This is a genomic window from Streptomyces ambofaciens ATCC 23877, from assembly GCF_001267885.1.
Lineage (GTDB): Bacteria > Actinomycetota > Actinomycetes > Streptomycetales > Streptomycetaceae > Streptomyces > Streptomyces ambofaciens.
In genome coordinates this window covers 6,502,380-6,515,615 of the sequence record NZ_CP012382.1, presented here as the reverse complement: position 1 = coordinate 6,515,615, position 13,236 = coordinate 6,502,380, and the positions used below count along the sequence as shown (strand labels likewise).

The following is a 13,236-nucleotide window of genomic DNA, read 5'->3' as shown; positions in this document are numbered from 1 at the left end:
ACAACCTACCGGGCGGCACTGACAACCCCGGCCGCCCGGGAGCCCCCGGTCGCCGGCCTCACACGCGCGCGGACTCCCCCGGGGTCAGCCGCAGGTGCTCCGAGCCGCCGAGCTCGCCGATCTGACGGTCGTAGATCGGCCGGGCCAGGTCGGTGAGCAGGGCGTCGTGGATGTCGTAGGCGCGCTGCGGCTTCACCTCGCGGACGTAGTCGATGACCTCGGAGATCTTGTTCCAGGGCGCCATGACGGGGAGCATCAGCGTCTCGACCGGCCGGTCGGGGACGGTGAGGGCGTCGCCGGGGTGGAAGACCTTGCCGCCGTCGACGAGGAAGCCGACGTTGGTCACGCGGGGGATGTCCGGGTGGATCACCGCGTGCAGCTCGCCGTGGACCTGCACGTCGAACCCGGCGGCGGTGAAGGTGTCGCCGTGTCCGACGGTGTGCACGCGGCCCGGGAACGCCGCCGAGATCTTCTCCGCGACCGACTTCAGGGTCCAGATCTCGGCGGCCGGGTTCTTCTCCATCGCGGCACGCAGCCGCGGCTCGTCGAAGTGGTCGGGGTGCTCGTGGGTGACGAGCAGGGCGTCCGCGCCGAGGGCGGCGTCCTCCTCGCTGAACGCGCCGGGGTCCAGGACGAGCGTCCGCCCGTCCTTCTCCAGGCGGACGCAGGCGTGCGACTTCTTGGTCAGCTTCATGACTCCATCCTGCCGCCGCACCCGGGCCCGCGGCCGGGTGGGACTCACTCCGGCGGCGTGGTCTCCTCGCGGACGACCTGCTGCGCCACTCGGAAAGCCCTGCTCGCGGCGGGTGTGCCGCAGTAGACGGCCGCTTGCAGCAGCACTTCCTTGATCTCTCCCGGAGTGAGGCCGTTGCGCAGTGCGGCCCGCAGGTGCGGCGCGAGTTCCTCCAGGTGGCCGCCGGCGACCAGGGCGGTGAGGGTGATGCAGCTGCGGGTGCGCCGGTCCAGGCCCGGACGGTCCCAGATCTCGCCCCAGGCGTACCGGGTGAGGAGCTCCTGGAAGTCCCCGGAGAACTCGTCGGCCTGCGCCAGCGCCTGGTCGACGTGCGCGTCGCCGAGCACTTCCCGGCGCACCTTGAGCCCCGCGTCGTAGGGGTCGGGCCGCCCCTGCGCCGGGACCTGCGGCGGCACGGCGGGCGGGGCGATCTCGGCGATGGGCGCGGCCGCCTGGGGTGGCGGGGCCATGGCCGGCTGGACGGGGGCGGCGGAGAGGCCGGGCGCGACGGGTGCGGCCCCGGGGACGACGGCGTGGGCGGCGGGCCCGACGGGCTGGGCGGCGGCCGTCGTGGCGCGGGCGGCCGGGACGGCGATCTGGCCGGTGGAGGCGTCGTGGGCGGTCTGCCAGGCGGTGCCGAAATGCCGGACCAGCAGGTCGGTGACGGCTGCGGGCTGCTCGACCGGAACCAGGTGGGAGGCGCCGGGGACGACGGCGAGGCGGGAGTCCGGGATGCCGGCGACCAGCGTACGGGCCTCGGCGGGGCCGGTGACCTGGTCGTCGGAGCCGACGAGGACCAGGGTCGGGACGCCGACCTGCCCGAGTTCACCGCGCACGTCGAACGCGGCGAGCGCCTCGCAGGCGGCGATGTAGCAGCCGGGGTCGGTGGTCCGCACCATCTGCACGGCCCACTCGGTGATCGCCGGCTGGGCGGCGGCGAACCCGCCGGTGAACCAGCGCTCCGGCGCGCTGCGGGCGATGGGGTCGAGTCCGTTGGTACGGACGATCACGCCGCGCTGGCGGAACTCGTCGGCCGTTCCGAACCGCGGCGACGCCGCGATCAGCGCGAGGGAGGCGAGGCGCTCGGGGTGCCGCAGGGCCAGCTCGATGCCGACGGCGCCGCCGAACGCACAGCCGGCGTAGCCGAAGCGCTGCACGCCGAGTCCGTCGAGCGTGGCCAGCAGACGCGTGGTGAGCTCGGCGACCGAGCCCGACGGATGTGCGGGGGCGCCCCCGTGCCCGGGCAGGTCGAACCGGAAGACCCGCCACTGCTGCGCCAGCTCGGGCACCTGCCGGTCCCACATGTGCCAGGTGGTACCGAGGGACGGCCCCAAGATGAGGACTGGTAGGTGTTCTGGCCCGTCAAAGCGGTATTGCAGCGTCTCGGTCTTGCCTTCGGTCACGGGTTCACACCTTCATCTGTCACGATCTGTCACACGCCCCCTACGAGACCTCCCCACGCCCCCGCCGCTGGAAGCAGGTCCGCCACGTCCGGCTTCACGTACCACTTCTTCGTCGTCTTCACGTTGGTGTACCCGGCCCACCTGGCGAGCAGGTGATCCGGCACACCGTGGGTGGCGAGGTACGTGAGGCAAGACGCCCGAGCATCGTACAGACGGACCCTGCGAAGGCCGTTTGCGTCCATTGTTTCGTAGGCCCGCGTTCGAAGCTGCCGACCGTTCAGCGCGCCCCCGAGTCCATCCACGAGGACATACCCGCCGCCCTCGTACCCCTCGCCCGCCGCCAGGCGTTCTCAGCCGGCTAGCTAGCCCTGACCATTACTTCGATGACAGTCGTAGTATGGGTGAGTTGCTGGTATCGCCTCTAGGAGTTGACCGTGGCCCGCCCCCGCACCACCCCCCGGACAGTGGATCATCCCGACCTCGCCCAGGTGGATCTCCAGCAGGTGATGGAGGCGCTGGTGGACCCGGTGCGCCGGACGGTGGTCTCCCAGCTCGTGCGCAAGGGCGAGGACATGAGCTGTGGCACGTTCGAGGCACCGGTCTCCGTCTCCACGCTCACCCACCACTTCAACGTGCTGCGCGAAGCGGGAGTGATCCGGCAGTACTACGTGGGCGTGACCAAGATGAACACGCTGCGCGCCGACGAGATGGAGGAGCGGTTCCCCGGCCTACTCTCGGCCGTGATCGCGGCCTGCGCGGCGGAGGCCGGCTCGAACGTCGAGTGAGGGGTGGCGCCGGCCTCGGCGTACATATTTCGATGGCGGTCAAAATTTGACACTCATCGAACCTTGGGGGCAGGGTGGAGGAAGAGCCGGTGCGACACCGGCAGCGCACCGAACCGCACCAAGGAGCCACGCATGCACCGCGTCGTCCGTTTCCATCAGACCGGCGGACCCGAAGTCCTGCATCTGGAGGAGGCCCCCGTGCCCGAGCCCGGGCCGGGTGAGGTCCTGATCCGGACCCGGGCGCTGGGCCTGAACCGGGCGGAGTCGATGTTCCGGCTCGGCCAGTACGGCACCGATCCCGTCTTCCCCTCCGGCATCGGCTACGAGGCGGCCGGAGTGGTCGAGGCTCTCGGTGACGGCGTGCGCGGGCTGAGCGTGGGTGAGGCGGTCAGCGTGGTGCCGTCGTTCACCATGACCGACTATGGCGTGCACGGGGAGGCGGTTCTCGCCCCCGCCCACGCGGTCGTCGCCCACCCCGAGCGGCTCTCCTTCGAGGAGGCGGCCTCGGTGTGGATGCAGTTCATCACCGCCTACGGCGGTCTGGTCGACCTCGCGGGCGTCCGCCCCGGCGACACCGTCCTGGTCTCCGCGGCCTCCAGCAGCGTCGGCCTCGCCGCCATCCAGGTCGCTCACAAGGCCGGCGCCCGCGCCATCGCCCTGACCCGCACCGGAGCCAAGCGCCGGCAGCTCCTGGACGCCGGCGCGGACGAGGTCATCGCCACCGCCGAGGAGGACGTTCCCGCCCGGGTGCGGGAGCTGACCGACGGCCAGGGCGCCCGCATCATCTTCGACCCGGTCGGCGGCACGGCTCTGGCCGACCTCGTCACCGCCGCCGCCCACGAGGCCCACCTCGTCCTCTACGGCGTCCTCGACCGCACCCCCACCCCGCTCAACGTCGGTGAGGTCCTTTTCAAGCACCTCACCATCCGGGGGTTCGAACTCTTCGAGATCACCACCGACGACCGGCGCCGCGCCGAAGCGGTCGCCTTCGTGGCCGACGGCCTCGCCAAGGGCGAGCTGACCCCCACCATCGACAAGACCTTCCCCCTGGAGGACATCGCCGAGGCCCACCGGTACCTGGAAGCCGGCGGACAGGTCGGCAAGATCGTCGTCACCGTTCCCGGCGCCTGACCCTCCTCAGCGGGCGATGCACCTCACCGGGCCGGGAAGGGGTGTACCGGAGAGCCGGACCGTCCAGGGCTGGAGCCGGCCGGACCCGCCGTGGCGGGTCCAAAGAGGCTTCGGGCTCGCGCCGGGCACCCACGGGCCTGGTCAGGCGGCGTGTCATCAGAGCAACGGCGCTCCCACCTCGGCGTAGCGCACATCGGTCAGGCGGTAGGCCGTCCGGAAGAACGTCAGGTGCTGCCGGACGGTCAGCGCCTCATTGAGGACCACATGCTGCGGGCAGTACCCGAACCGGCCGCCATGCCGGACCGTGCCGCGCGTGGGCCGCAGCTCACCAGAAAGGATCTTCAAAAGCGTCGTCTGCGGCCTTTGATGAACGCTGCTGGCTTCGTTGCCGCTACGCCGGTGACGATGCCGCTGCCTCACAAGCCGCTGCACGCCTCTCGGCCAAGAGGTGTCAGTCACCACAGGCCACGTGACCGTGCACGACGCCAAGACCGAGGCGGTCTTCAGAGCGACAGCCCGCCGGCACATACAGTTCAGCCTTTTATGGATTCAGCATTCTGTGTACTGTCGTCGGTGTGCTGACTCTTGCTGCCGACATCGAGGTGCTGGCGCGGTTCGGCCGCGCCCTCGCCGACCCGATCCGCTGCCGGATCCTCCTCGCCCTGCGCGAGGCCCCGGCCCACCCGGCCGACCTCGCCGACACCCTGGACATCTCCCGGACCCGGCTGTCGAACCACCTGGCGTGTCTGCGCGACTGCGGCCTGGTCGTCGCGGTGCCAGTTGGCCGCCGCACCCGCTACGAGCTCGCCGACGAACGCCTCGGGCACGCGCTGGACGACCTGCGCACCGCCGTGGTGGCCGTTGAGGCCGACAAGACCTGTGCCGACGCGGACGAGAAGGGCTGCTGTTGATGACCGCCCAGATATCCATCGGCATAGGTCCCTCCCCGGCCCGCCGCGACGTCCTCACCCAGCGGATACGGCTGCTGGTCGCGGCCACCATCACCTACAACGTGATCGAGGCGGCCGTCGCGATCACCGCCGGGACGATCGCCTCCTCCACCGCCCTGATCGGCTTCGGCCTCGACTCGATCATCGAGGTCTCCTCCGCCGCCGCGGTCGCCTGGCAGTTCTCCGCCTCCGACCACGCCGTCCGCGAGGCACGCGAACAGCGCACCCTGCGGATCATCGCAATCTCGTTCTTCGCGCTCGCCGCGTACGTCGGCGTCGACGCCGTCCGCGCACTGGCCGGCACCGGCGAGGCCGAACGCTCCGTCCCGGGCATCGTCATCGCCGCCCTGTCGCTGGCGATCATGCCGTTCCTGTCCGCCGCCCAGCGCCGCGCCGGACGCGAGCTCGGCTCCGCCAGCGCGGTCGCCGATTCCAAGCAGACGCTCCTGTGCACCTACCTGTCCGCCGTGCTCCTGGTCGGCCTGGTCCTCAACGCCACCCTCGGCTGGTCCTGGGCCGACCCCCTCGCCGCCCTCGTGATCGCCGCCATCGCCGTCAAGGAAGGCCGCGACGCCTGGCAGGGCAAGGGCTGCTGCGCGACCCCGGCCGCAGCGGTACTTCCGGCCGGTGCCGAGCAGGGCGACGCATGTGGTTGCCGACCTGGCTGCGACTGCTGCGGCTGAACCGGGACTACCGAACGCGCACCGCTACGCGAAGCAGCAACGCACGGCATCCGGCCCTGACTGGCTCCGTTCGTCTGTGCCTGATCGGCGTGTCGGGATGGATGAGGCCAAGGCGGACAGCCACCACCTGCACGAGGTGCAGCCGGGGGTGAGGAGTGTCCGATCAGGTGCCTGGTGGCGAGGGGATGCCGCGGCGCTGGCCGGCTGACGGGCGTGAGGGCGCGGTGGCGCGCTTGATGGCCCTTGATCCCGGTTGGCGGTCCGCTGTGCGCCGGAGGGCCGTCCCACGGGCGGTTCGTCCCGGGCCAGGGGCGCGCCCTCTTCGGGCATCTGTGCCTCTTCTCCGTCGGATGGAGGGGTTCAGGGGGTGACGATGGCGAAGTCGGGATCGGGGGCGGTGAGGTAGCCGAGGAGTTCGGCGAGTCCGCCGGGGTCGCCCGAGATCTCGGCGCGGCCCTGGCGGGCGAGGTCGGTGAGGTCGGTGCCGCCCAGGAGGAGCGTGCGCAGGTCGGCCTCGGTCAGGGCGATCTCGGTGTCGGGTTCGTGTGCGTCGGGTGCAGCTCCGGTGGTGTGGACCAGGACGCCGTTGCGCAGCCGCACCGTGATCGGCTCCGCGTCGCGCAGGTGGAAGCGGATCGCGAGGTCGGCGTGCCAACTGCGAGGGCCGTCCACACGAATTGCCAGGGAGTCGAAGAGCTGGTCGAGGGAGAGCGCGCGCATCAGGTCCGGGGAGGCGGTCACAGTCGGGGTGCCGACCAGGCCCTTGCGCAGCTCGAGGGCGCCGGTGAGGTAGAAGTTGCGCCAGGTGCCGTTCTCGCTGCCGTAGCCGAGCTGTTCGAGGGCGTTGGCCTGCAGGGCTCGTGCTTCGGTGTTGTCGGGGTCGGCGAACAGAACGTGGTTGACGACCTGGGCGACCCAGCGGAAGTCGCCTGCGGCGTAGGAGTCGCGGGCGCGGCGCAGGACGGCGTCGGCGCCGCCCATGAAGTCGACGTAGCGGGTGGCGGCTTCGATCGGCGGATGCTCCCACAGGTGAGCCGGGTTGCCGTCGAACCAGCCCAGGTAATGCTGGTAGATCGCCTTGGTGTTGTGGCTGACCGAGCCGTAGTAGCCGTGGGTGTGCCAGGCGCGTTCCAGGGTCGGCGGCAACTGGATGGTCTCGGCGATCTCCAGCGGGGTCAGGCCTGGGTTGAGCATGCGCAGGGTCTGGTCGTGCAGGTAGGCGTACAAGTCCCGCTGCTCGGAGAGGAAGGTCAGGACGCGCTCGCGGCCCCACGTCGGCCAGTGGTGGGAGGCGAAGGCCACGTCGACGCTGCCCGCGAACAGATGGATGGCCTCGGTGAGGTAGTGGGCCCACACGTGCGGGTTGCGGACCTGGGCTCCGCGCAGGGTGAGCAGGTTGTGGAGGTTGTGCGTGGCGTTCTCGGCCATGCACAGCGCGGCGCGGTCGGGGAAGTGGATGTTCAGTTCCGCCGGTGCCTCGGTACCGGGGGTGAGGTGGAAGACCATCCGGATGCCGTCGACGGTCTCGCTCTGCCCGGTGCGGGTGACGTCCAAGGTGGGCGGGATCAGCCCGACAGCGCCGGTGGAGGTGCTCTGCCCGAGCCCGGCACCGATCCGTCCGCGCTCACCGGCGGGCAGGGCGGCTCCGTACATGTAGGCGGCGCGGCGGCCCATGGCCGTCCCGGCGTACACGTTCTCGCTGACCGCGTGCTCCAGGAAGCCTTCCGGAGCGATGACCGGCACCCCGCCGTCGACGTCCTCCTGACTCACCACGCCCCTGACGCCGCCGAAATGGTCGACGTGGCTGTGCGTGTACAGCACGCCGGTCACCGGGCGCTCCCCACGGTGGCGCCGGTACAGCGCGAGGGCCGCCGCGGCCGTCTCCGCGCTGATGAGGGGGTCGATCACGAGGACGCCGCGGTCGCCCTCGACGATCGTCATGTTCGACAGGTCGAAGCCCCTGACCTGGTAGAGGCCCTCAACCACCTCGAACAGACCGTGCCGGGCCACCAGGCGGCTCTGGCGCCACAGGCTGGGGTTGGCGGTGTCCGGGCAGTCCTGGTCGAGGAAGTCGTACGCGTCCAGGTCCCACACGCTGTTGCCGTCCCTGTCGCGCACCACGGTGCTCTCGGCGGTGCCGACGAAGCCACGGCGCGCCTCCTCGAAGTCTTGGGTGTCGTCGAAGGGACAGCGCTCACGGACCTCGGCATTGCGCGCAGTGATGCTGGGTTATGCGGCTCTGGACTTACTGCTCTCGGTCATCGCGGGTCTTCCTTCCGGGGACGGTCGCTCGCGACAGGGCCCTTCCACGCTCCGCCAAGGCCGAGGGGGCAGCCACCGCACACCGCCGTTCGGGCCACCTGGGGCAGGTGCCGCAGGGGTTGTGCGGTACGCGCGCCTTCACGAGCATCGCCTGCACCCTCATCCGCTAGCGCAGACTCGGTGGCCTCCCGCCGCGGTAATTCGATGGCGCGCGCGAAGACGTGTGATCACCCTGGTCCAGTGACAGAACCCAAGCACCGGATCCGAGCCCTGCACACGGACCGCACGATCACCGTCTACCAGGCGTACTCGTCGGCGATCGGTCCAGCGGCGGCCCGAGACGGCCGTTTCCCGGCGGAGTGGCAGCGGGACCGGATGACGTGGATCAAGCCGTCGTTCCTGTGGATGATGTACCGCTGCGGGTGGGGCAGCAAGGAAGGCCAGGAGAATGTCCTCGCCATCGAGATCACCCGGGAGGGTTTCGAGTGGGCACTGCGACACGCCTGCCTGTCCCACTACGAGCATGGACTGCACACCGACCGCGCCACGTGGAAGCGCCAGTTGAGGCGAGCCCCCGCCCGGGTGCAATGGGACCCTGAACGCGACCTGCACCTTCGGCCGCTTCCGCACCGATCACTACAACTCGGCCTCACCGGCGAAGCAGCACATCGCTATGCCGACGAGTGGATCGTCTCCATCACCGATGTCACACCGCTGGCCCGCACGATCCACGCCCATGTACGGGGCGGAGAGCTGGACGTCGCCCGGCAACTCCTGCCGAGTGAACGTCCCTACCCCGTAAGCGGCGAGGCTCTGGCCCACCTGCACCGAGCGGTCTGCACCATCAACTGAGAGACGTCTGAGCCGTGATGCTCGGAAACAGACACGTCCGGGTCTCAGGGGGGCCGGGTCACGGCGTCGCGACCCGGCTACCCGACCGATGGCGCGTCCTGGCCATGCGAACAGACAAGCTCGCCAACGCCTACCAGGCCGCACCCCACCTCGCCGCCGTCCTCATCTGCGGCCGCAGGTGATCCACGTGAGCAGCTCTAGGACTGATCGCCGGCGAGGGCATGTTCCTTGAGGAACGCGCCCGCGTGGGCCGCTGCTTCCTCTGCGCTCGCATACGGCGCCCCATCGGCGGCCGCGCCGGATGCTCCGTCAGCGCCTCGACCAGTCCAACCCCAGCCACCGGAAGGCGACTGCACCAGCTCAGCAGTCCCTCCGAACAGCGCAAGCGCGCTGTTGCCCGCTGTCGCGGGTGCTGGGCGGCTGACGGCACCGGGCCACTTCTTGCGGGCCCCCTGCCGGGTGATGCCCCAGACGGCTCCCAACTGCTCATAGCTCGCGCCGTAGGAGCCGGCGGTCACTGCCGCCCGCTCCGTGAGCCGCTTGACCTCGCCGTCCAGCGCCTTCCACGCGGCCAGGACGGACAGCGCCACTTCGACCGGACTCGCGTCCCACATACGGTCGGTGGGCAACCCGGTCTCCCGGGAGCGGATGGCCGAGGCCAGGGGGTTCAAGGCGTCGTACAGGGCCTTGTCGAGCTCTGCCTGCTCTTCTGGAGTGATCTCATAGACCGCCATTCGACAACTGTAGTTCACGAAAGCGCCGACGTAAACCAAAGTTTCCGCATGCGTCGACTACCACCGCACCAGCCGACCGCCCGCCCTGCCTCCACCCGAGCCCACGGTAGAACTCGCCCAGAGCGGGTGCGCGCCTTCCCGCAGGTTGCGGTGCCGTGGCAGAGCGACCCATTGCGATCGCCGAGACGTCGGCGACGCACGCTGGTGCCCTGCTCCGCTCCACCAGGGAGGGTAGGTCGGCGTCGTCCCAAGTCCCGAAATCGTCCGACGCTCCGTCCGCGGTCAGGCGACCGCCGCCACCGCGACGCCGTGACGACGAACAGCCGTCCGGTGGTCAGCTCCCAGCGGCGGCGCACGGCCGGACGGGAGGGAATGAGTGAGGACTGCCTGTACCTGACCGTCTACACCCCGGCCCACCGTACGAACGTACGGCCATGGCGCCGACCGCGCCGGACGCGCCGGTGACCAGCACCCGCTCCCCCGGGCGTACCTGGGCGATGGGGTGGACGGTCGCCCAGGCGGTGCCGACCGGGGAGAAGTAGACGCAGGCCAGGGCGGGGTCGGTGCCCTCGGGCATGGGCTTCGCGGCGGCGTCCGCGCCTCCCTCGTTGATCTTCGCGGCTCCGTTTACACCTCAACTCCATACTTGCGCAGTACACGCATCGCGATCAGGCGCAGTATGCCGGTCATAGACGAGGCTCAGGAGGCCGAGGGTGGTGACCACTATTCCCGGCCGTCCCTGGCGAAGTTCGCCGCAGCGCTCGGCTGCCCGGCGAAAGTGCTGTCCGACGGGCACGTGGCGGCACCGGAGCAGGTGTCCCAGGAGTTCGCCGCGACCGTGGTGGACTGGACTGGATCGGTCGCGTCTGGCCTCCGCGGAAGTCGACGACCCTCGTCCGGTCGGGGCCGGGGCATGCCGTCGGCGAGACGGTCCCTGAACGCCGCTGCAGCCCCGAGCTCCTCGGCCCGGGGCTGCACTGACCTCGTTCGATCCGTACTGACCTCGTTCGTTTCCCTGTTACGGAGACGTCGGCAGCAGTCTCACGAAGGTCGAGTCCTAGAAGAAGTGCTTGCGTCCACCGACCGCGCGGCCGGTCGCACCCAGGATCCACAGGATGGCGCCAACCAGAATGAGGATGCCGCCGATCGTCGTCAGCAGACCCATACCGACAAGCAGGCCGATGATCAGTAGAATAAGTCCGAGAATGATCATTTCAGAACCCCATCGTCTTTTCCGACTCAGGCGCGTAGGCGTTTATGCCTCACAAAGGCCCGAGCTTGTCTCTAGTCGGTAGATCCCGGCCTACGAATGCCAGGACCTCGGTGCGATAGCCCTAGTTCCCGGCGATACGGCGTTCACGCATCCGCTCGAAAATTCGTTCAGTACGCCGTCGCGGCGGCGTGATGGCGTACAGGTCGAGGATGTCCGGCCGGGGCGCGACGCCCGGTCCGCCGGCGCGTGCCCAGGCGGCGATGTCCTCGGTCGCGTCCGGGTCGTTGACCAGCCCCAGCCAGACGGGCCGGGCTCCGGCCGCCCGGCCCTCCGCGGAGGGCTGTACGACGATGACGTTGGCCTGGCCGCAGACGTCGAGACAGTCGGAGACGCGTACCGGTACCGCGGCGCGCAGGCGCTCGGTCTGGGCCGCGTGGTCGACGCCGGTGACTTTGGGGCTGCCGCAGCAGCAGTCGCGGCACACGACGACGCGGCACGGTACGGGGCCGGTGGCCGTCGGGGTCCTCGCGTCGTCGGGCGTGCGTCCGGTCGGCGTTGCGGGCATGCGGTGCCGTCCCTCTCTCCGGGGAGATCCGCCCCGGTGGTCCGTCGAGGAGGCGACCGCGTGAGTCTCCTGGCTCTCGGGTCGATGCCCGTCCCGGCCTTCCCACCCGCTGCCGGGCAGTGGCCTGTCGGGACGCGCTCGCCGATCACAGTGGCGGGACCGCGCCGGATTCACACCGGCTTCCTCGTTCCGCCGTCGCCTTGTCGCCGGACATCATCCCACCCCGGGACGGAGGGCCGACCTTCCGGTGCCGGCCGTCACTCCGTCTCCTGGGTGTGGGGGGCCGTCGCGGGCGGGTCCGTCGGGCGGTCCCGTCCGCCGTCACGGCCGGACACCACCACGACGACCAGCCCGACGACGACGGCTCCGGCGACGACGCGTCCACCCGCGCGCGCCCACCAGGCGGGGCGGGCCGCGCCCGCGCCGCCCTTCGGCGGGCCCAGCCGCTCGGCCCGCCGGGCAGGTCTCACCAGGCGCAGCAACAGCAGCGCGGCGACGGGGATCTGCAGCAGCCACAGGACGGTGCGCGGCCACTCCCCGTACCAGACGTTGGTCCCGTACAGCAGGGTGTGCCACACGCTCAGCACGTAGACCACGATCACGAAGCGATGCAGCCGACGCCAGGTCTTCGCTCCGATGCGGTGCCGGACGTAGAACAGCAGCCCGAGCGGAACCGCCAGGTACAGGGCACCCTGTCCGATCGGGATGGCGATCCGGCCGGTGCCGGAGTCGTACCAGCCCGGCACGAAGGAGTCCGCGAAGCCCACCCACAGCCGCTCGGCCCACCCCAGTTTCGTCTCGTAGCGCACCAGCTCCGCGGCGAACATCAGCGCGTGCGCGAACATCAGCGCCATCGTCGTCAGACTCGTGGTGCGGTGCCAGCGCTCCAGCACCTGCCGGGAGAGGGGCAGCCGGGTGTGGCCCGTCCCCGACAGCAGCAGACCGAACATGACCGTGCACCAGGCCCACAGCAGCCCCGACCAGCCGAAGGCCTGGCTGAGCAGGTACATCCAGTAGGTGCCGGCATCGTCCATGAACGGCATGATCGCGACGGTGTCCGAAGCACCCGACTCCATGCGCGCCCACAGGAACACGAACACGAGCGCCGTGACCACCACCGCCGCGGTGGCGTCGGGCAGGGCGGAGCGCAGATCGCCGCGCAGGGCGACGCGGTCCCCGGAGGGCCGTGGCCGTCCGGGCGGGACCTCCGCCCCGTCTTCGTCCGGACTCGCGTCTGACAGCATCAGGGGGCCTCCCGGGCACGGGCCACCGCGGCAACGGTGTGCATGTGACGTGAGGCAACAAGTCTGGCCGACGGGGCGGCGATCCCCAGAGGCGTTATCCGGCCAGAGCCCCGACGACACCGCGCGGCGACAACTGCACAGGGGACACGGCTGGTTCCGTCTCCCCTCCACATTCAAGACAACCGGCGAAGGCCCACTGTCGCAGGAATACCAGCGCCCCTACGCTGATCCACGCAGTCGGTTCGCGCCTCCCGTCCGCCCGGACGCCCGGTGGCGCGACGCAAGAGGGAACCCGGTGCGAATCCGGGGCTGTCCCGCAGCGGTGAGTGGGAACGGAAGCCGTCGATGTCACTGGGTCCGCGTCAGGGCCGGGGAAGAGACGGCCGGTAGGTGTCCGCCCTCTCGGCGGACGTGCCCGCGAGTCCGAAGACCTGCCACTGCGCCCGCGTCCCGCGCGGGCTGTGCACGTGACCTCGTGGACTGGGTCGGCGGTATGGGCGGTCGTGCGTCGTGCGGGTGGCCGCTCCTCCTTCCCTGTCGGTGTTCAAGGCCCGGTACGGAGGAGGATGGTGTGCGGGATCCAGGCGCTTCGCGTCGGCCTTTCCGTCCCCGGGCCGCCGTGTCGTCCGATGGACCGGGACGGACGACCCGGATCCTCGGATCCGTCGCGGGGCCCCCACG

The 13,236-nt window shown here is 70.6% G+C and carries 12 protein-coding genes, 2 pseudogenes and 2 riboswitches; of the genes and pseudogenes, 6 read left to right on the top strand and 8 right to left on the bottom strand.

The annotated features are described in order from the left end of the window. Window positions 1-58: 58 nt before the first annotated feature. Complete coding sequence (locus SAM23877_RS28580) at window positions 59-694, bottom strand: MBL fold metallo-hydrolase (protein ID WP_053139304.1); 636 nt, start codon at window positions 692-694, stop codon at window positions 59-61. 44 nt (window positions 695-738) lie between these two features. Beyond that, window positions 739-2,136 carry a bifunctional 3-oxoadipate enol-lactonase/4-carboxymuconolactone decarboxylase PcaDC gene (gene pcaDC, locus SAM23877_RS28575; RefSeq protein WP_053139302.1) on the bottom strand — a complete coding sequence of 466 codons (1,398 nt, stop codon included), beginning with the start codon at window positions 2,134-2,136 and terminating at the stop codon, window positions 739-741. A gap of 464 nt (window positions 2,137-2,600) precedes the next feature. On the opposite strand from pcaDC, the gene SAM23877_RS28565 reads away from it, so the two are divergent. Together SAM23877_RS28565 and SAM23877_RS28560 are read left to right on the top strand one after the other, a co-directional pair. Beyond that, complete coding sequence (locus tag SAM23877_RS28565) at window positions 2,601-2,921, top strand: ArsR/SmtB family transcription factor (RefSeq protein ID WP_244903008.1); 321 nt, start codon at window positions 2,601-2,603, stop codon at window positions 2,919-2,921. Window positions 2,922-3,053: 132 nt separating this feature from the next. Beyond that, window positions 3,054-4,052, top strand: coding sequence for a zinc-dependent alcohol dehydrogenase family protein (locus SAM23877_RS28560; protein ID WP_053139298.1), 999 nt, complete (start codon window positions 3,054-3,056; stop codon window positions 4,050-4,052). Between the two features lie 177 nt (window positions 4,053-4,229). On the opposite strand, the pseudogene SAM23877_RS28555 reads toward SAM23877_RS28560, so the two are convergent. Then, window positions 4,230-4,409, bottom strand: a pseudogene (locus SAM23877_RS28555) (ABC transporter ATP-binding protein); the annotation flags it as partial. 218 nt (window positions 4,410-4,627) lie between these two features. Between SAM23877_RS28555 and SAM23877_RS28550 the strand changes: the two are divergent. Together SAM23877_RS28550 and SAM23877_RS28545 are read left to right on the top strand one after the other, a co-directional pair. After that, window positions 4,628-4,963, top strand: a complete 336-nt coding sequence (locus SAM23877_RS28550) for an ArsR/SmtB family transcription factor (RefSeq protein ID WP_053139296.1) — start codon at window positions 4,628-4,630, stop codon at window positions 4,961-4,963. After that, the gene (locus SAM23877_RS28545; protein ID WP_053139295.1) at window positions 4,963-5,685 is read left to right on the top strand and encodes a cation efflux transmembrane domain-containing protein; all 723 of its coding nucleotides are present in this window, start codon (window positions 4,963-4,965) and stop codon (window positions 5,683-5,685) included. Before SAM23877_RS28550 ends, SAM23877_RS28545 begins: the two co-directional genes overlap by 1 nt. 360 nt (window positions 5,686-6,045) lie before the next feature. Here SAM23877_RS28545 and SAM23877_RS28540 read toward each other — a convergent pair whose 3' ends face one another. Beyond that, entirely contained in the window at window positions 6,046-7,908 is a 1,863-nt protein-coding gene (locus tag SAM23877_RS28540) for an alkyl/aryl-sulfatase (protein WP_179948847.1), read from the bottom strand. Between the two features lie 243 nt (window positions 7,909-8,151). Here SAM23877_RS28540 and SAM23877_RS28535 point away from each other — a divergent pair, with 243 nt between their 5' ends. After that, a complete protein-coding gene (locus SAM23877_RS28535) occupies window positions 8,152-8,799 on the top strand; it encodes a DUF4291 domain-containing protein (RefSeq protein WP_053139294.1) in 648 nt (215 codons plus the stop codon). 86 nt (window positions 8,800-8,885) lie between these two features. Further along, window positions 8,886-8,981, top strand: a pseudogene (locus SAM23877_RS42145) (IS5/IS1182 family transposase); the annotation flags it as partial. Between the two features lie 15 nt (window positions 8,982-8,996). Here SAM23877_RS42145 and SAM23877_RS28530 read toward each other — a convergent pair. The 4 genes from SAM23877_RS28530 to SAM23877_RS28520 all read right to left on the bottom strand — a co-directional run bounded on the left by SAM23877_RS28530 (window position 8,997) and on the right by SAM23877_RS28520 (window position 12,555). After that, a complete protein-coding gene (locus SAM23877_RS28530) occupies window positions 8,997-9,533 on the bottom strand; it encodes a hypothetical protein (RefSeq protein WP_053139292.1) in 537 nt (178 codons plus the stop codon). A 1,057-nt stretch (window positions 9,534-10,590) separates the two neighbouring features. Further along, the gene (locus SAM23877_RS40340; RefSeq protein ID WP_010059700.1) at window positions 10,591-10,746 is read right to left on the bottom strand and encodes a hypothetical protein; all 156 of its coding nucleotides are present in this window, start codon (window positions 10,744-10,746) and stop codon (window positions 10,591-10,593) included. A 121-nt stretch (window positions 10,747-10,867) separates the two neighbouring features. Next, the gene (locus tag SAM23877_RS28525; RefSeq protein ID WP_079030497.1) at window positions 10,868-11,311 is read right to left on the bottom strand and encodes a hypothetical protein; all 444 of its coding nucleotides are present in this window, start codon (window positions 11,309-11,311) and stop codon (window positions 10,868-10,870) included. 42 nt (window positions 11,312-11,353) lie between these two features. After that, a riboswitch (cobalamin riboswitch) is annotated at window positions 11,354-11,542 on the bottom strand. Window positions 11,543-11,568: 26 nt separating this feature from the next. Then, complete coding sequence (locus tag SAM23877_RS28520) at window positions 11,569-12,555, bottom strand: ferric reductase-like transmembrane domain-containing protein (protein WP_053139290.1); 987 nt, start codon at window positions 12,553-12,555, stop codon at window positions 11,569-11,571. Window positions 12,556-12,840: 285 nt separating this feature from the next. After that, window positions 12,841-12,988, top strand: a riboswitch (cobalamin riboswitch). The last annotated feature ends 248 nt before the right edge of the window (window positions 12,989-13,236 follow it).